This window comes from Faecalispora sporosphaeroides DSM 1294 (genome assembly GCA_000383295.1).
Lineage (GTDB): Bacteria > Bacillota > Clostridia > Oscillospirales > Acutalibacteraceae > Faecalispora > Faecalispora sporosphaeroides.
On record KB911071.1, the window covers coordinates 81606 to 101119 of the forward strand.

Here is a 19514-nt window from a genome sequence, read left to right on the forward strand (position 1 = left end):
CTTAATTGCTCAAAAAAATTAGAAAATTCAGGAAGCGGGAAGTCCTTTTACCAGCCAGCGGTAGGATTCAATATTCCAGAACAGGGTGGATTTTGCGGTTTTCACAATAATCTCCTGATTCAGATAGTTGCTTTTCAATTGATTCAGTGTAATGGATGAGATGACGCCGAGTTCATATTGCTGAACCGCCTGATCCCATTTTCGTTTTGCAATATCCAGATTTTTCTGCTCCAGTGCAAGCGCGGCCTGCTGCTGCTTGATCGTGTCCAGCTGGGTGGCCATCGATGCGCTGATTTTCTGAATTTCTGCGTCGATGTCGTTGCTTTTTGCTTTTCTCTTGTCTTTCTCCTGGTGGGTGTCCTCGTTCAAAATAGAACGCTGTAATTTTGTGATCTGAATTTTGTAGCTGGCCTTTTGTGCTTCGGCAATATCATCCTGCAGCTGGATTGTCTCGACATATTTGATATCCGGATCAGGCATTTTCCCAAATACAATCTGGTCGTTATATTGGTGGCCGAGCAGCTGGTTCATTTGATATTTGATGGATAAGGACTGATTCTGCAAATCGGTGATATTTTTATTCAATGTTGCAAGGGAAGCCTCTGCGTCTTCCACCGCAGCAGCGGTTCCTGCTCCCAGTTGGTAACGCACCTGAGCGGCTCGAACGGAATCCTCTAAAGCCGTGCGGTTGTTTTTTAGCGACTCCAGATTGTATTGCAGCTGATGGTATGTGGAAAACAGGCTCTGTGCTGCTTTGACCAGCTGATTATTTGCCTGCTTAATCTGCAGTTCCGTCAAATTGATCGTATCCTCCGAAGCATCCTCCTGAGATGCGAACAGGGTTTTTAAAACGGCAAGTGCGGCACTGGTTCCCGCCGCAACTGTTTTCAGATCCTGAGTAGCCGACGCATTTCCAATTACCGCTGCCAGCGTCGCCGAAGTTTGATCGATTGAATCGGAAATTCTTTCATATTGTTTTTTCAGCTCATCCTCTTCCATCAGATTATCCAGGGTCAGCTCATTATTTTCCACTTGCAGGTTATTGTCCAGCACTATTTGCTCTATCTGTGAATAAGACACCAGATAAGCGGTGCTCTTTGGGGCGTCCTGCTCGGTGTTTTCTGCCGCAAAAGCAGGCAGCGCCATATTGGCGGTGAGCACAATAGCAATTGCCAACGCTGCAATTTTTTTATTTTTCATTGCAATCTTTCCCTCCATAAAACAGTGATTGTGGCGTCTATCTTTTAAAATTTTACTTTCTTAATTTTGACATTTTTATTGGCTGCCATTGGAAAGTATAATAAAGCGGTGTGAATTCATTGTGAATTTTCCATCTGAATTGAGAGAGAAAATTCAGAAAAAATTGCCGGACGGCATATGCTTTTGCCTGTGCTTGCAGACGACACGATTTCATATTGGCACTCGCTTTCTTTCGGCAAGCGAAAGAAAATCCCGCAGCAGCTCACGCTCCACCTTCAACCGCTTGTCCTCTGTTTGCATTCTGCCAATGTCACCGTCGACTTTCCGCCGCATGTTTTTGTCGGCTGCAAACCTTTTGCCCGCTGCATTTTGGGGCATACAAAGACCTGCTGCCGCAGTTTTTATTCTCAGTTTCACTTTTATCGGCAGCTTCTTCACAGATAAATACGCTTTCAATTCAGGGTAAATAAATGATGACAGGAGGATGGCATGACGGCGGCAGAAACCGTGCGCAAGGTCAAACAGCTTCTGCAAATCAGCAGAAACCAAAACAGAGAGCCTGTTCCAATTCAGTGCCTGGTCATCAGAAAAAACAGAAAAAAGATTGGTAAGTCCGGTAATCAGACCACCAATCTTTTCCTGTTGCGCGAAATAAAGTCAATTCACTTAAAAACCGTGCGATTTTCAAGTCACGGGGAACCCCCCCAACGATTTTGAGCGGCGATTCCCCAAACTATATTCATCCTGTTCCCACGCTTTTTCAGGTGCTCAAAGCCTTTCTTAATTACAACACACTGTCGATCACGCGCAGAGCGTTCTTCCAGCAGATTTTTTCAATTTCCTCATCGGTAAAGCCAGCGGCGGTCAGCGCATCCGTCAGCTTGTAAAACTGTGTGCAGTCGCGAACTTCACAGGGGCCGGAGAAGCCGTCGAAGTCGCTCCCCAGCGCAATTACGTCGATTCCCGCCACCTTACGGATATGCCTTATATGGCGAACCATGTCGGCGACGCTGCCCTGTCCGTCTTCCCCCAAAAACTTATGGTAAAAATTGATGCCGGTCACACCGCCACGCTCCGCCAGCGCGCGCAGCATCTCATCCGTCAGATTCCGGCGGAAATCGCGCACCGCTCTCGCGTTTGAATGAGATGCCACAAACGGCCCGCGTGTCAGCTCCATCACATCCCAGAAGCCGCCGTCGGACAGGTGGGAAACATCCACGAGCATGTGCAGCTCATTCATGCGCTCCACAATCTGTTTGCCCAGCGGTTTCAAGCCCGCGCCCATGACGGCGGGGTCATCCGAATTCGGGTAACCGAGAGAGTTCTCGTAGTTCCAGGTAAGGGTGATCAGCCGTACACCCATATCGTGCAGCTCTTCCAGGCGCTCCGGGGAGCCGCCGATTACGCCGCCCTCCTCCACGGTAAGGATTCCGGAAAGTTTTTTCTCCTCCCGGTTTTTGTGCAGGTCCGAGGCGCACAGCACCGGACGAATGTACTCGAGGTTCTGCTCCATCTCGCGCAGGTAATGGCTCTGCATTATTTTCAGGTATTCATACGCGGCGTCGACGCTTTTAAAATCAGTCAGGCGGATAAACATCGCAAAAAACTGGCAGAACACATCCGACGAGCGCATTTTTTCAATACTGACGTTCCTGTCGCTGGAAAACAGCGGCTCCCCGCTCTCTAAAAGAACGGAAACGGTATCGCAGTGCAGATCAATAATAGGCATATTTCCCCTTCTTTCCGGTAGGCTTCCCCGCTCCCGCGCAAAATTGCGGCAGGGGCAGGGAGTCTCCTTTTCATTTACCGCAGAATCCAAAACGGACGACCCGGCAGCCCGCGGAGCAATCCGCCCCAGGCACTACGCCGGCGTGGCGGACGGCGAGATCGTTGACAACAACGCTGCGGATTCTGACGGCAGAGGCCGCACGGTTCCCTCCGGCGCAAACCCACCCATAGAGTTGATCACATAGTAGCAGCCGTCCACCTTGCCCAAAGAAAGCGCGCCTTCTCCTACCGATCTTTGTGATAGCTTTTTTATGATACCGGAATCCCCTTTGTTCCTGTGATCCGATTGGTTACGGGCGCCAAGGGTTTTAAAACAACTGATCCGCGGAACAGGACTCCATTCCGTAACCGTCGGCTACATTCCGGCAGGTGCACTTTCCGTTATAGGTATTGACCGCAGAGTACAGCACCGGATTCTTACGGCAGGCTTCTTCCAGCCCGTTTTCCGCAATTTGCAGGCCATAGCGAAGCGTCGCGTTGGTCAGGGCGATGGTGGAGGTTCTGGGCACCGCGCCGGGCATATTGCCCACACAGTAATGCACCACGCCGTCCACCGTGTACACCGGGTCGTCATGGTAAGTGACATGGGTTGTTTCGCAGCAGCCGCCCTGATCCACCGCCACGTCTACGATGACGCTGCCGGGGCGCATGCTTTTGAGGTAGGAGCGCTTGATGATCTTCGGCGCTTTCTTTCCGGGGATCAGCACCGAGCCGATCACCAGATCGGCCTGCGCCAGCTCTTTCTCCACCGCGGAATCGGTGCTGTAAATGGTTTGAATCCGCGCGCCGAAAATATCGTCCAGGTACGCGAGGCGCGGCAGGCTGATGTCTGTGATCGTCACATCGGCCCCCATGCCGACAGCGATTTTGCAGGCGTTGGCGCCAACCGTGCCCGCGCCGAGGATCACCACCTTCGCCTTGGGTGTGCCGGGTACGCCGGAAAGCAGCATACCGGAGCCTCCCATCGGTTTTTCCAGATACTTCGCTCCCTCCTGAACGCTCAGGCGGCCCGCAATCTGGCTCATGGGTGCCAGCAGCGGAATGCTGCCGTCCCGCTCGATCAGGGTTTCATAAGCCACACCCTTTGCTCCGGCGCTCAGCAGCGCGTCCGTCAGGGGGCGGTCCGCCGCCAGATGCAGATATGTGTATAAAATCAGATCCTTGCGAAAATACGGGTACTCCGCCTCCAGCGGCTCCTTCACCTTGACCATCATTTCGACGGCATCCCATACCTCCTTTGCGGTGTCAAGCACAACGGCCCCCGCGGAACTATATTCCTCGTTGGAAAAGCCGGAGCCGATTCCGGCATCCTTTTCCACATAAACCGGATGCCCTGCGCGGTGATACGCTTTCACATGATCCGGAGTAAGCCCCACACGAAACTCATTGTTCTTGATCTCTTTTACGGTTCCAATTTTCATAACAGCAATGCCTCCCATTTTTAGTTCCGTCCCGCTTACTGCTGGGCGGACAAAATATCACGCAGTCTTCCGTTTGCGTCGCGCAGAGCTGCCACCAAAGCCTTTTGCGAGGAGCCGAAATACCGGCTTCGCACCCGATGGATCGCATCATCCAGCCCATCCAGAAGGTCGCACCCCACCAGCAGGCTTCGCACAAAATCCCTGCTGATATCGAGGATCGCATTACAAGATACATCCACAATCTGGTGTGTATGCAGATCCACCACAAATGGCAGGAAAAAAATTCCGTACGAAATGCTGATCGGATTGTCGCTGGCTACCTTTGCGTGGCCTACCAGATACACCGTGTTTTCGGGATAATCCATACCCTGAAACCCCTTTCTTATGCTTCTGGTTCCATTTTCAGCGATCGTTCGGCATGTCTGCGGACGTGGTCATTCGAGAAAAGCGGACTGTTCAAAAACCGCCTTTCAGGGACAAAATGAACTCGATAAAGCCCTTGCTTTTTCATTTTGGCCGAAGGACCTCTTTGGCCAAGCGCTTCAACGGGATCCCACTTTTTACCGCAATGCAGGTTTGCTGCCTTACTGAAAAATAAAACCGTTGCTATGTTAGTCCAAAAATGCCCGCAGCGTCAAGAGAAATTGCCGCTCTGCGCGGCAGCGGGCTGCGGGAGCACCTTTGGATGTTGCTTTTTGCCGTCTCTGGTGCGGTCAGGTGAGAATCATTGGCCCGATCAAAGCCCAAATGATCACAAACACAATGGCCGCACCGCTGGAGATCCAGTTCGCCTCCAGCATTTCGCGGGTGTTTTCGCTTTGGGCGATCCCCAGCTGCCCCATCATATTGCTGGTGGGGTAAATGCCGCCCGTCAGGCGTGTCGCGGACAAAATCGCGATGGCAAACATGGTCATGGGCAGTCCGCTGGAAGCCGCCGCCGCGCCGAACATCTCCGCAATGATCTTGATTTCCGCAACAGCTGCCGCTTCGATTCCGAAGCCGCCCACCACAGAGGCGATCAGCATGACGGCCGTGGGGCTGGAGCCGGCCGCGCCGCCCAGCAGATTCGAGATCGCGTCAAAGCCGCCGCCCAGAGTGACCAGGTTCAGCAGCACGTCGATGGTGACGAACACGACAAACATTTTCGCCTGTGACGCGATTCCTTTCGACATGGATTCGACCACGTGGTCAATATCCATTCGGCCTACAATGCCGACCACCGCCGACAGAAGGATCATGACGATCAGCGCGTAGCTGGTGCCCTGCTTCGTCATAATTCCATAGGCGATCAGCAAAAGGAAGGAGAGCAAAAACACGATGGTGGTGGTGCGCTCTCTGGGGGTGACAACAATTTCATTGATGTTCTGCATATCGTCCAGCCGGTAGAATTCCTTGCCCTCTGTACGGCGCTGGGTGCGCTTCACCGCAAACCACATGCCGCCCAGCCAGAATATTGCAAAGGGAATTACGGCGCCTACCATCAGCTGGCCGTAAGAAAGCCCGGTCACCTCCATGGTGATCAGCGTAACGCCGGTCAGCGGCCCGACCATCAGGCCGACCTCTCCCGATACCTTAAACAGCGCCGCCACCACGGTGGGCGTTACGCCCAGGGTCGCCATCAGCGGAATCAAAATCGGCGCGATGACCGCATTTCCGCCGCCGAGGGTTCCCAGCAGACCGCATACCAGAATGGAACAGATTACCAGAGTGATTTTTGCTTTTGTCTGTGTATTGACTCCGATTCGCTTTACGATCCAGTAGACCAGCGTATGTGTCACTCTCGCCTCTGTCATTAACACGCCGAGACCCGCGCCCGTCATAATGATCACGCCGATCAGCGCCGTGCTGGAGCCAAGGCTCGCCGCAAAAGCGGAAGCAAGCATTTTCAAATCCTGACCCATCATCAGCGCGCCGATCGCGATACCCACGATAATGCCGGACGTATTGTCCTTCCCGCGGAACACCATGATGATGTAAACCGCCAGCGGAATCAACGCCAGCAGCGAAGGGGAATGGATGAGTGACCAGCTTCCAAGTTCCATAAAATAACCTCCTCAAATCAATTTCAGCCATTGTTTTCACGGCATGCGGCTCATGCCCCTGCCGAAAGACTGCGGCGGAGCTGCCTGCACCGCACCCTTTCCGAATCTTTGAAACCGTGTTTTTCTCTGCGCTGTCACCCCCTGCCACACCCTCGGTTCTGCCTTACAGCCTCTTACTTTATGCAGGATTTCCCGTCTGGCAATTCATTCGCTTCCCAAAACAACACCTTGCCGATCTCCCGTTAAAAAGCGCAAAGGGAACCCACTGTATTGCATTCAAAAAATGCAAGACAACGGATTCCCTTTACTGACAGAACCGGAGGACGTCCGGCCCCAATAAATAAAAATCGTGTATTGTTTTCAGAAAACGGCTTGTTATCTGCCAGTATCTTTTGAAGAAAGGTTCCCGGCAGATCATCGGCGGTTCCTGCAGAAAATCCCGCAAAAGCAATTGCTGATTTCTGCAATCAGTATAAATGAATCCTGCACAATTTGTCAATCTGTTTTTTCAGAAAATAATGGATTTGTACGGAATGACTACAAAATAATTCAATTTTTTTCATTTTTATACTGTGTGTGGAACCTGTTTGCCGAAGGGAAGAATATTCAAAAGCTGCCGTTTCCTTTCGCCTTGTTGATAAACCGAAAGCGTTCAAGCAGCTTGAGCAGCGAGAACAAAAGCGCCGTATCGATCGGCAGCAGAATCAGATTTTTAATCATGCGGGCGCCCAGCAGCACGATAAATCCGTTTCCGTACATCAGGGAAAGCCACAGCGTATTCAGCATCCAGTTCACCAGAACGGCATTCAGAACGCAGGCGGTGAGAACACGCGAGACGGTGACCGGCTTTTTATACAGCAGCTGCCCAAACAGCGCGCCGGTTGCCATTGCGCTGACGGTGAAGCCGGGGAAAAACGGCCCTGTGGGGCGCATCACAAACCCAGCCACATCGCTTACCGCCCCGATGATTCCGCCCACCACCGGCCCGAACAGCATTCCGCCGCCTGCAACCGGCAGAAACGCAAAGCTGACCTGAAGGGTTTCTGTAAGCGCAAGCTTAAAGAACGCCAGAACCACGCTGATCGCCACCAGCAGACCGGCAAAGGAAATGGTGGATACCTGCTTCATCTCATGTGCGGACGATCTGATTTGTTCCATCCAGTTTTTCAAAAAAAATGCCCCTCTCGTTGCCGCGCGGCAAACGCGCAGTCTGAAATCAATTCAAAAATTGTCTTTCGGCACTCTCTGTAATATAGAAAAAGAGCGGGTACCGTAAATAAAAGTACCATAAATGCGTCGATTTTTCGTCTTTCTCACACACAAAACCAGGCTGTTTATCGTCGCTTCTCGTTGCGGGAATTGCTTTTTCCCACATTTGGCGTTCTATAAAGCGCCAAAATGTTTCCGTTTTGATTCTGATCGTGAATGAAAAAAAGTTTTGCAAATTATTTGTTTTATGCTATACTAATGCGGCAATACACGTCATTGCAGCTGCGAGCATTCTGTGCCGCGGGCGGCTTTGTGCGCAAACTGAGGGGAGGCAACGCTTCGGTGTATTTGGTTCTTACGCACCTGGTAGGCGGTGCGGGCGGCTATTGGGGAAAGAAAAAAGGGATTCCGGCCGGCGCGATGATCGGTGCGCTGCTGGCCGTGGCGCTGATGAACACGCTGGTGGGGCACGCGGCTCACTACCCGCCCAATCTGCGCGTCGTCGTACAGATTCTGTCGGGCCTGATCATCGGCAGCCGCTTTACGCGCGAGGACGTGAAGGCGCTGCGCGTGATGGGCAAGCCGATTCTGATTCTGCTGACCATGATGTTCACTTTTACGATCCTTTTCTCCCTGCTCATGCAAAAAATATCCGGTCTTTCTTTCATGACCTCGCTGTTCGCCTGCTCGCCGGGGGGAATGTCGGACTTATCCCTCATTGCGGTGGACTTCGGCGCCAGCACCGACAAGGTGATGCTGCTGCAGCTGTTCCGGTTTATCGTTGTGGTCGTGTTTTTTCCCAACATCATCAAAAAGCTGTATTTGAGCGCCCCCGCGCCCGCAATCTCTGTGGAGGACAGCGAGGCGCAGCGAAAAGAAAAGGACCCCTCCGGACAATTTTCGCCGGAAAAGCTGAAAAAATTTGCGGTTTCCCTGGTCGTGTCATCGGCCGGCGCGCTGCTGCTGCGCTTTTTGGGTGTTCCGGCCGGCGCGATCATCGGCGCCATATTGGCCACAGTGGTTTTGAGCGTGGTTTCGGAGCTGCTCTCTTACCCGTCGTTCGTCAAGGTTCTTTCCCGCGTGCTGGCGGGGTGCTATATCGGCAGCCAGATCAGCCGGTCTACCTGGGCCGCTCTGGGCGAGCTGGTCATCCCCATGATTATCATGGCCGTAGAGGTTTTTGCCATGTCATTTGTTACGGCATACCTGCTGAGCCGCTTTACCGGGATGAACAAGGCCACCGCGCTGTTTTGCTGCACCCCCGGCGGAATCACTGAGATGGGACTGATTGCCGAGGAGCTGGGACTCGACACCCCGAAGATCGTCTTGATGCATTCCTGCCGGTTGATTTCGGTCATCTGCCTGATTCCCGTTCTGGCACATATTTTTGCCTGAGTCTGGAAAACATAACCAAGGGCGTCTTTCTTCTGCTCCGTTTGGAGAGAAGCAAGGCGCCCTTGTTATTTTTGCGGCTTATGTGCATTTCGCAGCCGTATTCAACGCTTTTTAACAGGTGGAAAGCGCGCTTCGCCGCCTCAATCCTTCCCCCCGGGGGCAGCCGGACAAAAGCGTTCCGGGAATTCCCGCTCCAGCCACCAGGCCATCAGCGTCATAGAGAGCATGTCCGCCGCGCCGCCCGGGCTGATGTTTTTGTCGATAAACTCCCGATCCATCCGGGCCGCCTGCGCCAGCAGCATCGCCGGCGAAAGGCCGGGCGTTTGCAGCAAAGCGGCCAGCTGTTCCCGAACCTGCCGCTGTGTCTGCAGATTGGAACGGCTGATCAGGTTGGTGTCCTCCAGATTGGCCATAATATGAAACAGCGCGTAAATCCCGGCGGCATCCGTGTCCCAGCCAAGAGCGCAGGCCCTGCGCAGCGCCGGCAGGCCGTGTACGCGGGCCGAAGGGAACCCATTGGCCGCCTCACCGCGCACGCCCTGAATGCGGTACCGGCGGTACAGCCGTTCACCGTTCGTTTCCGCTTTTTCCTTCGGCGGAGGGGCGCCGCGGGCAATTTGGGAGCACAGCGAAAACAGCCGCTCCACCGGAACACTGCGCGGCTGGCTGTACAAAAGGCCGCAGGCGGCGCAAAAAATCCCCATGGAATACACGATTCCCTTATGGGTGTTCACCCCTCCGGTCGCGCGGAACATTTCGCGCTCCGCCTCAATGCCTGGCGCGCGCAGGTGCGGCAGCAAACGCTCCGGCGGTATTCGCCGAAGGCGCATTGCCTGCGCGGTAATCTCCCGAAAATAGCCGGACAGCGCACAGGCGCTGTCCAGAAAAGTAAACAGGTTCATATCGCGGTGGGCGCCGTTGTTAAAACGGTCTACCAGCCCGGGCTTGGGCCCAATGCACACCTCATACAAAAGCGAACGAACCGCCAGCTTTGAAATTTGGCCGCAGTAAGCGTCGCGCGCGGTTTCTCTTTGGTTTCGCCGTATCATTCCATCCTCCGGTACAGATCCTTCAGATCGTCCCTCATATTCTCCTGCGAACGGATGATTTCGCGCATCACAAATTCCTTGGAATGATTCAGATGCTCTTTCACAATCAGCGTGATCAATTCCTCGTCCTTTGTCTGCATCCCGCGGTAAATCAGGCCGTGTTCCTTTACGGCAAGGCTCCTCCGCTGATCGTCATACAGAGAGATGTCGCGAAAGCGGGAGACATATTCCAGCATTTTGCCCACGACCGCTTCCAGTCTTTGCATGCGCGAAAAACGGTATATCAGCGCGTTGAAATCCGTACAATAGCGGATGACCTGCTGAACCTCCCCCGCGTCGTTCTTCTCCTGCATATCGCGCAGCAGCTCCTGCATTTCACGGTGATTTTCGGGCGTCATGCGCTCCATGGCGGCAATGGTAGCCATGGTTTCGAGCGCGATACGAATCTGGTAGATCTCCTCCGCATCCTCAATCGTCACCCGCTTGACCACCACGCCGTATTTGGGGATATACTCCACCAAATCTTCTTCCGTCAGCTTTTTGATCGCGTTTCGGATCGGCGTGCGGCTGATGTTCATATAGTCGGACAAGACCTTTTCGTTGAGCCTTTCGCCGACCGGAATCACGCCCTGAATGATTGCTTTTCTCAGGCCCTCATATACCATATCGTTGAGCGGTCTGTTCTGCGATAAATTGATGATTTTCACCAATCTGCTTAAATATTCATGCACAAAACCACCGTCCTTTAATGTTAATCATTATAAGGGAATATTCGATCGTTTGTCAATTTTATTTATGTGTAAGAAAAGCAATAAAAAAACACCAAGGACATCAAAAGCACACCCACCCTGTGATGAATTAATGTATAATGTCCACAGACAAAGCAAAAAAGCGCAAAAGTGATTTTGACAGATTCAAGTAAAAACTCTTCCTTTTACGGCAAAGTATTGCAATAATATCCTAAAAACCGCAGGATGTCGTTTTTCAGGGGGATAATCGGTTTTAAAGAACAGGAGCCGCGTTATGGAGTACGAAATCAGGCGTTTATGGATCGACCGCGATCCCCGCCAAAAGCAGCTTTGGCAGAACCTTCTGCAAAGCGGCGGCATCCGCCCGGAGGCCGCCATCTCATATTGTGCAGGGCTTTTCTTTGAAGACCGGCTCGTGGCCACCGGCTCTTTGTACCAGAACATCATCAAATGCGTGGCAGTCAGCCCCGCGCACCAGGGCGGCAAGGCGGTGAGCATTCTTCTCTCTCACCTGCTGAGCACCGTAATGGAAAACGGCAGCTCCTCCTGCTACGTGTACACCAAGCCCCAGGCGGCCCGCTCTTTTGAAGAGCTGGGGTTTTCGGAGCTGGCCCGCGTAGACGATCAGCTGGTATTTATGGAGAGAGCGATTTACGGCTTCCCGCAGTACCTGAAGGATCTGGAGCGGCAGCGAGTTCCCGGCCGGGCGGCCGGAATTGTGATGAACGCAAACCCGTTCACACTGGGACACCGTTACCTGGCGGAAAGAGCCGCCAGAGAAAACGAAACGCTGCATCTGTTCGTTCTGTCGGAAGAATTGTCCGCTTTCCCGGCCGCTACCCGGCTGGAGCTTGTCCGGCGCGGAGTTCAGCATCTGCCGAACGTTCGTGTTCACCCCACGGGAGATTACATGGTTTCCGCCAAAACGTTCCCTTCCTACTTTTTGAAAGAGGACGTTCAGGTGGCAAAGGTTCAGGCCACGCTGGATGCGATCCTGTTTCGGGATCATATCGCCCCGGCCGCGGGGATTACCCGCAGATACGTTGGCGAAGAGCCCCTGTCTCCGGTGACACAGCTATATAATGAATCTATGAAAGAGGTGTTTCACGGAGCGATTGATTTGGTCATCCTCCCCCGCGTCGAGCAAGGGGGAAACGTCATCAGCGCTTCCCGTGTAAGGGATCTTCTCAGGCGGGGAAAAACAGAAGAAGCGAAGGAGCTTGTTCCCGAAAGCACCTACGCCTACCTGATTTCTCCCGAAGGAAAAGCACTGATTCAGAAATTGCAGCAGGAGGGATAACACATGCCGCTTTATCAAATTCAAAAACCGGCCATTGCCGGTACGCTGGAATCTTCCGATATTCAAATCATGATCGACAGGAATGACGGCGAGGGAATCGACATCAACCTGACCAGCAGCGTAGAGCACCAGTACGGCCGGCAGATTCGCGAAACGATCCTCAAAACCCTTTCCAATATGGGGATCAGCAATGCAAAGCTGACCGCCGTGGATAAGGGCGCGCTGGACTGCACCATTATCGCCCGCACCATCGCGGCGGTACACCGGTCGTGCGGAATTACCGAGCACTATGATTGGGAGGCGATCGATTCATGGAACGTTTAAGAAGAACCATGATGTTTTTGCCGGCGAGCAATCCCGGCATGCTGAAGGACGCGATCATTTACGGCGCGGACTCCATTATGTTTGACCTGGAAGACGCGATCTCCCTGGCGGAGAAGGACACTTCCCGCTTTCTTGTTTTCCAGGCGGTAAAAACCTTTGATTTCTCTTCTACGGAAACCGTTGTCCGCATCAACTCGCTGGACGCAGGCGGCGTAGACGACGTGCACGCAATGGTGCGCGCCGGCATCGACGTCATTCGTTTGCCGAAAACCACCTGTGCCCAGGATGTTCTGGACACCGAGGAAGTGATTCTGGAAGCGGAAAAGGCCTGCGGCCGCGAACCCGGCTCCACCCGGATGATGGCGGCCATTGAGGACCCCCGCGGCGTTTTGGACGCGGTTGCGATCGCCCATTCCAGCAAGCGCCTGATCGGTATCGCGCTGGGCTCCGAAGACTACGTTACCGCAATGAAAACCAAACGCTACGCGGACCGCAACAGCGAAGAGATCTTTTTCGCCCGCTCCATGATTGTGCACGCCGCCCGCGCGGCCGGAATCGCCGCGCTCGACACCGTGTTCGCCGATGTGAACGACATGGAAACCCTGCGCAAGGAAACCGAGTTTATTCGTCAGCTCGGCTTTGACGGTAAATCCGTCATTCATCCCCGCCAGATCGCAGTGGTCAATTCCGTTTACACCCCGAACCAGAAAGAAATCGATAAGGCGCTCGACGTCATCCGCGCCATTGAAGAGGCCAATGCCAAAGGCTCCGGCGTCATCGCTCTGAACGGCAAAATGATCGACAAGCCCATTGTGGAACGTGCGGAGCGCGTGATTGCGCTGGCCAGAGCCGCCGGCGTTTATACCGGGCCGGAAGGACAGGAGGGTTAAACAATGGAAACGGTTAAAAACGCAGTGGGCCGTGAAATCCCGAAGGAATACGCAGACCAGTACGGCGTGTTCGAGGGCCAGTTCGCCCGCAAAAACGAATATAGAAGAGCGGCCGGCAAGGTGGTACCCACCCTCCCCGGCGAGACAAAGCTCGTTTCTTCCCTGCGGGAAGCAATTGAAAAGACCGGCCTGAAAGACGGCATGACGATTTCATTCCACCACCACTTTCGTGAGGGCGACTATGTTCTGAACATGGTGCTGGACGAGATTGCCAAAATGGGCATTAAAAACCTGAAGCTCGCCGCCAGCTCGATCGCCAATGTGCACGAGCCGCTCATTGAGCACATCAAAAACGGCGTGATCACCGAGATCACCAGCAGCGGCCTGCGCGACAAGGTCGGCTCCGCAATCTCCCACGGCCTGATGGAAAAGCCGGTCGTCATCCGTTCTCACGGCGGGCGCGCGCGTGCCATTGAATCCGGCGAGATTCACATCGACGTCGCCTTCCTCGGCGCCTCGAGCGCAGACCCCTACGGCAACGCGAACGGCTCCCACGGCAATGCGACCTGCGGTTCCTTGGGCTACGCCAAGGTAGACGCCGAATACGCGGATAAGGTCGTCATCATTACCGACCATCTGGTCGATTACCCCAACACCCCCATCAGCATCCCCCAAACTCTGGTGGATTATGTTGTGGTGGTGGACGCGATCGGCAATCCCGACGGAATTGCCAAGGGCGCAACCCGCTTTACTTCCGACCCCAAGGAGCTTTTGATCGCGGAAAATGCCTGCAAAGTCATCACCGCCTCTCCTTACTTTAAAGACGGCATCTCCTTCCAGTCCGGCTCTGGCGGCTCCACTCTGGCGGTCACCCGCTTTCTGGCGGAAAAAATGCGCGAAAGCGGCATCACCGCAGGATTCCTGCTGGGCGGTATCACCAGCAATATGGTGGAACTGCTCGAAGAAGGGCTGGCCAAAAAGATTCTGGACACCCAGACCTTTGACCGCGGCGCTGCGGACTCGATCGCCCGTAACGAGAACCACTACGAAATTTCGGCCTCCTTCTACGCCAACCCCGGCAACAAGGGTGCGGCGGTGAACCAGCTGGATGTCGTAATGCTCTCGGCACTGGAGGTCGACACTGACTTTAACGTGAACGTCATGACCGGTTCCGACGGTGTCATCCGCGGTGCTTCCGGCGGGCACAGCGACACAGCGGCGGGCGCAAAGCTGAGCCTGATTCTGTGCCCCCTGCTGCGCGGACGCATCCCGACCATTGTGGAAAAGGTCAACACCGTCATTACCCCCGGCGAGGGAATCGACGTTGTCGTCACGGAAGTCGGTATTGCAGTGAACCCCCGCAGAAAAGATTTGCAGGAGGCCCTGAAGAACGCCGGAGTCAACCTCTTTACCATAGAGGAGCTCAAAGACAAGGCCTATGCGCTGGCCGGCACGCCCGACCCCATCGAGTACGGCGACAAGGTTGTAGCGCTCATCGAGTACCGCGACGGCAGCCTGATCGATGTGGTAAGGCAGGTTAAGCGCTGAGATGAACGCGGCAGAAATGTTCGCACACGGGGAGACTCCTGAGCTTAACGAGGTTCTTCTGAACCGCGAGCGGCGGGTAAAGCTGATTGAGGAGCTGCTCCGGCGCTTCCCGAAAAGCTGCGTCGTCTCTCTGAAGTGCAACATTCCCGGGCCCATCAAAAGCAACGGGGAAATTTTAGCTTTGTTCGGCTACGGAGAAAACCGGATTCATAAGATTCTGTCGAACCAAGGCTGGCGGCCAAACTACCAGAAGCGGCTGAACCTGCGCACAGGGCCGGAGGCTTTCTGGGTCATCCCGGAGGATTCCTTCGAGGTGAAGCGCAACATGATTTTATTTGAGGAAGAAACACTGGGCAGATTGTTCGACGCGGATGTGCTGGATCAGAAGGACGGGCTAGTGCGGACTCGCAGCAGAGTGGAATTCGGCTATGAGCCCAGACGATGCCTGATCTGCGACCAGGATGCCAGAATCTGCGCAAGCAGACGGCTTCATCCAGTTCCCATGCTGCAGCAGCGCCTGATTCGGCTGCTGGAAGAAAACGCAGAGGAGCTGGAGAAGGACGGATCCGCACGGTAACACGCGAAAGCGCGGCATGGCAACTGACTTATCTCACTTCCAGGATTGTCTCCCGGCAACGGGAGCCTTCCGCCTACATAGTCCGGTCAGGCGTGCATGCACGTTCGGGAACCATTGTCGCCGGGCATGCCCAACTAATTTGAGGAGGATCGCTTATGTTTTTGACTATTCTTGCATGGGCTATGATCATTGTATTTCTTACGCTGGTCATCACCAAAAAAATGCAGCCGTTTACCGCTCTGGTATTGGTTCCCATCGCCTTTACTCTGGTCGGAGCGCTCGCCAATCAATACGTTGATATTGTTGCAAAAACCAATGAAGTCGCAGCTGCTGACGTTACCATCTGGAATCAGATTCAGATCATCGGCAAATGGACGGTAGCCGGTCTGACCAAGACCTCCACCACCGCGATCATGCTGCTGTTCGCAATTCTGTTCTTCTCCATCATGCTGAACGTGGGTCTGTTTGACCCCGTCACCAAATTCATCATCCGCCTGGCCGGCGGCGACCCGGTGAAGGTTCTGGTCGGCACCGCGGCGGTTTCCGCGGCGGTCTCCCTGAACGGCGACGGCACCACCACCACCCTGATCGTCTGCACCGCCTTTATCCCGATCTACCAAAAGCTGGGCCTGAAGATCATGAATCTGGGCGTTCTGCTGATTCTGATGAACACCATCATGAATCTGCTCCCCTGGGGCGGCCCGACCGCGCGCGTAATCTCGGTACTGGGCGAGGTTTCGGAGCAGTCGATTCTGCAGGCTGTGCTCCCCGGCATGGGTGTGGCGATCGTTTACGTGCTGATCGTTGCCGGCTATCTGGGCTTAAAAGAGCGCAAGCGTGTTGGCATTCAGCACCTGGGCCACGACGAAATCGAAGCGCTGACAAAGCCTGCCTCTCCCGAAGAGGAAGCACTCAAGCGCCCGAAGCTGATCTGGATCAATGCGATCCTGACGATCGGCGCCGTGGTTATGCTGGTTCTCGGCACCTTCCCGTCCGTCTTTATCTTCCTTGTCGGCACTGCTCTTGCAGTCCTGATCAACTATCGTTCCATTAAGGATCAGAAAGCCCGCATCTCCGACAATGCCGGCGATGCCCTGCAGGTATCCATTCTCGTTATGGCGGCCGGTATCTTCATGGGTCTGTTCACCAACTCCGGCATGTCCGACGCGCTGGCTTCCAGCATGATCTACCTGATCCCCGAGCAGATGGGTCGTTTCTGGGGTCTGGTTACCGCGGTGATTTCCGCGCCCGGCACCTTCTTCCTGTCGAACGACGCGTTCTACTATGGCGTGTTGCCGGTATTCGCAGAAGCCGGTTACCGCTACGGCTACACCGCTCTGGAGCTCGGCACCGCATCTCTGCTGGGCCAGGCATTCCACCTTTTGAGCCCCCTGGTCGCTTTCATCTATCTGTTGCTGAACCTGACCGGTTTGGACATGGGTGAGTGGCAGAAGGAATCCGCTAAATGGGCCATCGGAATTTTTGTCATCTTCATCGGTATGGCGGCTATTACCGGATCTGTTCCGTTATTTAAATAGCTCTCTCCTTTTTTCAAATAATTTTTGCCCCGGGCGGGACGCGATGCTTTTGTATCGCGTCCCGTTCCTGTATAGCGATACAGGCCGCCAAAAACGGTGCAAGACAAGACGGCCATACGGCAAAGGAAACCGCATACTCGTTGTATATGGATGAACCTTACAGGATATAGCCATCTTGCGGACACACAGTACCCCTAAGGGTACACGGCAACACAGGGAGCAAAATCGTTTTACCATTTTGCGGCTGCGCAGCTTTCCCGGCGCCCTGTTGATATGCCGGTTGCAATCGAACCGCAGACATGCTATGCTAAGGCAGGCGGCGCTTTTGGGGCGCGCCTTACAGCAGAAAAGGAGGTTCCTTATGTCTGTTCCGGAGGAAAAAAAGAAACTGCGTGCCGAGCTCAAACAAAGAATTGCGGCACTGACGCCCGATTATATGGAAAAATCGGATCGAGAGATTTTGCAGAATATCTTCCGTCACCCCTGCTACCAAACGGCAAAAACGATATTTTGTTTTGTCGGTACTGCCAGTGAGATCAACACCGGCCCCCTGATTGAGCAGGCGCTTTCCGACGGCAAGCGCGTCGCGATTCCACTCTGCATCGGCAAAGGGATCATGGAAGCGCGGGAAATTCATTCACTTGCCGAACTGCACAGCGGCATGATGGGAATTCTGGAGCCCGCTGCGGACAGCACGCTCGTTCCCCCGGCAGAAATTGATTTCGCGATCCTCCCCTGCGTTTCGTGCGACAGGCAAGGGAACCGGCTGGGCTATGGCGGCGGCTATTATGACCGCTTTCTCAGGCAGGCGTCCTTCCGCTCGGTTCTGATCTGCCGGGAACGCCTGCTTTGCGAGCAGATTCCGACAGAGGCGCACGATATCGCCATCCCGGTCGTGATCACCGAGGCCGGCTGTTTTTCCCGCAAATAATCCTTCGCGGCGGTTCTCACAATCGCTTTTTCAGCAGCCCAAACGGGCTGCTTTTTTATTGATAAGAATCCGCCCCGCTGACGAAATCAAAGATTTTGAGCGGGTCCAAGAGCTTTGCAACTCGAAGCAGCGGATTTACCCACCTCTGGAAGACAGGGGATTTGAGCTGCGCATTTCTAACTATAAGAAATATATAATCGATAAGATAAAATAATCATATTTTACTTATTGATTGGTCGGCGTTATAATAAGCAGGCATAGAAAGTAAGACCCGGGCTTCGGCACAAGCAAGCGTGTACTACACCAACAGAAATTTCCGCGCGAGGAAATCCGCTAAAGCTTTTTCACCTTTAAGAAAAGGTGATTTTCTCCGTGAGCGAAAAATTGTTTTCCGCATTCAGAAAACAAATGAAAAAGATAGAATATCTGCTGATCAGCAGATAACATAAGGAGTGGTAGTTCATGGATTCAGTCATCAAAAAACTGCCCGGAATCTCGCTGGCGGCGATCATCGCCGTACCGGCCTGGGTTCTGGGCCAACAATTTCCCGTAATCGGCAGTCCGGTGCTCGGCATCCTGTTCGGTATGCTGCTGGCCTTCTGGAAGCGCCCGCCGGCATTTCAGAGCGGCGTCACGTACACCTCGAAAAAGCTGCTGCAGTATTCCATTATTCTGCTGGGCTTCGACATGAACCTGTTCCAGATTTTTCAGGCCGGCAGCCAGACCCTGCTGCTGATGGCCTTTACCCTTACTGCCACGTTTCTGGGGGCATATCTGGTCGGCAAGGCACTGAAGGTTGACCGCGATACGAATATCCTTGTCGGCGTGGGTACGGCGATCTGCGGCGGCTCGGCCATCGCGGCAACGGCCCCCGTCATCGGCGCAAAGGACGAAGACGTGGCGCGTTCCATCTCGACGATCTTCCTTTTCAATGTGATTGCGGCGTTCCTGTTCCCATTTTTGGGCCACACCATGCAGATGTCGGATTTCCACTTCGGCCTGTGGGCCGGCACCGCCATAAACGATACCTCCTCCGTTGTGGCGGCGGGCTACACTTTCAGCGACGCGGCAGGCAATCTGGCGGTTATTGTCAAGCTGACGCGCACGCTGATGATCATCCCCGTCACGCTGGTGCTCGCTTTTTACACGGCAAAGCGGCAGTCCCGCACGGGCAGCGCCAATTACAGCTTTGCAAAGATTTTTCCGTGGTTTGTTCTGGGCTTTGTCGCGGCGGCGGTCATCAACACCTTTCTTCCCCTCCCGGCGGGAATGGGAAAGTCCCTCGCCTCCTTCGGCAAATTTGTGATCGTCATGGCAATGGCGGCAATCGGCCTGAACACCAATCTGATCGATCTGGTCAAACACGGCTGGCGGCCGGTGGTGCTCGGCTTCTCCTGCTGGGCGATTTTGGCGGTCACTTCTCTTGCCGTGCAGTACGGTCTGCCCGGCGGCCTGTTCTGATCTGTTCTCATGAAAAAGAGGTGCGCACAGCAACCGCTGTGCGCACCTCTTTTTCTCTCTCTTTTTTACGGTGAAAAAGCTGATTTGACCGT

General features: G+C 54.1%; 18 protein-coding genes. 9 read left to right on the forward strand and 9 right to left on the reverse strand.

The features are described from left to right. Positions 1 to 27: 27 nt before the first annotated feature. From G340_RS0111250 to G340_RS0111290, 7 genes are all read right to left on the reverse strand, one after another. Positions 28 to 1200 (reverse strand): TolC family protein, encoded by a 1173-nt coding sequence (locus G340_RS0111250; protein WP_020073758.1) that lies wholly within the window; start codon positions 1198 to 1200, stop codon positions 28 to 30. Between the two features lie 210 nt (positions 1201 to 1410). Continuing rightward, complete coding sequence (locus G340_RS17965) at positions 1411 to 1734, reverse strand: hypothetical protein (RefSeq protein WP_154653188.1); 324 nt, start codon at positions 1732 to 1734, stop codon at positions 1411 to 1413. Positions 1735 to 1984: 250 nt separating this feature from the next. Beyond that, positions 1985 to 2929, reverse strand: coding sequence for a dipeptidase (locus G340_RS0111265; protein ID WP_020073761.1), 945 nt, complete (start codon positions 2927 to 2929; stop codon positions 1985 to 1987). 367 nt (positions 2930 to 3296) lie between these two features. Next, a complete protein-coding gene (ald, locus tag G340_RS0111275) occupies positions 3297 to 4409 on the reverse strand; it encodes an alanine dehydrogenase (protein ID WP_020073763.1) in 1113 nt (370 codons plus the stop codon). 35 nt (positions 4410 to 4444) lie between these two features. Further along, entirely contained in the window at positions 4445 to 4774 is a 330-nt protein-coding gene (locus tag G340_RS0111280; protein WP_009060259.1) for a DUF3870 domain-containing protein, read from the reverse strand. Between the two features lie 348 nt (positions 4775 to 5122). Beyond that, positions 5123 to 6451, reverse strand: coding sequence for a TRAP transporter large permease subunit (locus tag G340_RS0111285; protein ID WP_020073764.1), 1329 nt, complete (start codon positions 6449 to 6451; stop codon positions 5123 to 5125). Positions 6452 to 7057: 606 nt separating this feature from the next. Next, positions 7058 to 7609: a folate family ECF transporter S component gene (locus tag G340_RS0111290; RefSeq protein WP_033402273.1), complete on the reverse strand. Its 552-nt coding sequence runs from the start codon at positions 7607 to 7609 to the stop codon at positions 7058 to 7060. Between the two features lie 393 nt (positions 7610 to 8002). Here G340_RS0111290 and G340_RS0111295 point away from each other — a divergent pair, with 393 nt between their 5' ends. Next, positions 8003 to 9055 carry an AbrB family transcriptional regulator gene (locus G340_RS0111295; RefSeq protein ID WP_020073766.1) on the forward strand — a complete coding sequence of 351 codons (1053 nt, stop codon included), beginning with the start codon at positions 8003 to 8005 and terminating at the stop codon, positions 9053 to 9055. A 140-nt stretch (positions 9056 to 9195) separates the two neighbouring features. On the opposite strand, the gene G340_RS0111300 is transcribed toward G340_RS0111295, so the two are convergent. Together G340_RS0111300 and G340_RS0111305 are read right to left on the reverse strand one after the other, a co-directional pair. After that, positions 9196 to 10104 (reverse strand): triphosphoribosyl-dephospho-CoA synthase, encoded by a 909-nt coding sequence (locus tag G340_RS0111300; protein WP_020073767.1) that lies wholly within the window; start codon positions 10102 to 10104, stop codon positions 9196 to 9198. Continuing rightward, positions 10101 to 10835, reverse strand: a complete 735-nt coding sequence (locus G340_RS0111305; protein WP_020073768.1) for a GntR family transcriptional regulator — start codon at positions 10833 to 10835, stop codon at positions 10101 to 10103. The genes G340_RS0111300 and G340_RS0111305 overlap by 4 nt, the downstream gene beginning before the upstream one ends. Positions 10836 to 11127: 292 nt before the next feature. On the opposite strand from G340_RS0111305, the gene citC reads away from it, so the two are divergent. The 8 genes from citC to G340_RS0111350 all read left to right on the forward strand — a co-directional run bounded on the left by citC (position 11128) and on the right by G340_RS0111350 (position 19422). Then, positions 11128 to 12153 (forward strand): [citrate (pro-3S)-lyase] ligase, encoded by a 1026-nt coding sequence (gene citC, locus G340_RS0111310; protein ID WP_020073769.1) that lies wholly within the window; start codon positions 11128 to 11130, stop codon positions 12151 to 12153. A 3-nt stretch (positions 12154 to 12156) separates the two neighbouring features. Beyond that, positions 12157 to 12477: a citrate lyase acyl carrier protein gene (citD, locus tag G340_RS0111315; RefSeq protein ID WP_020073770.1), complete on the forward strand. Its 321-nt coding sequence runs from the start codon at positions 12157 to 12159 to the stop codon at positions 12475 to 12477. Further along, positions 12465 to 13367: an aldolase/citrate lyase family protein gene (locus G340_RS0111320; protein ID WP_020073771.1), complete on the forward strand. Its 903-nt coding sequence runs from the start codon at positions 12465 to 12467 to the stop codon at positions 13365 to 13367. The genes citD and G340_RS0111320 overlap by 13 nt, the downstream gene beginning before the upstream one ends. A gap of 3 nt (positions 13368 to 13370) precedes the next feature. Then, positions 13371 to 14915: a citrate lyase subunit alpha gene (gene citF / locus G340_RS0111325; RefSeq protein WP_020073772.1), complete on the forward strand. Its 1545-nt coding sequence runs from the start codon at positions 13371 to 13373 to the stop codon at positions 14913 to 14915. 16 nt (positions 14916 to 14931) lie between these two features. Continuing rightward, positions 14932 to 15492, forward strand: coding sequence for a citrate lyase holo-[acyl-carrier protein] synthase (citX, locus tag G340_RS0111330; RefSeq protein ID WP_326522388.1), 561 nt, complete (start codon positions 14932 to 14934; stop codon positions 15490 to 15492). A 155-nt stretch (positions 15493 to 15647) separates the two neighbouring features. Then, positions 15648 to 17030, forward strand: coding sequence for a CitMHS family transporter (locus G340_RS0111335; protein WP_020073774.1), 1383 nt, complete (start codon positions 15648 to 15650; stop codon positions 17028 to 17030). 361 nt (positions 17031 to 17391) lie between these two features. Next, on the forward strand, positions 17392 to 17961 hold the full coding sequence (locus G340_RS0111340) for a 5-formyltetrahydrofolate cyclo-ligase (protein WP_020073775.1): 570 nt from the start codon (positions 17392 to 17394) through the stop codon (positions 17959 to 17961). Positions 17962 to 18423: 462 nt separating this feature from the next. Further along, on the forward strand, positions 18424 to 19422 hold the full coding sequence (locus G340_RS0111350) for a YeiH family protein (RefSeq protein ID WP_020073777.1): 999 nt from the start codon (positions 18424 to 18426) through the stop codon (positions 19420 to 19422). The last annotated feature ends 92 nt before the right edge of the window (positions 19423 to 19514 follow it).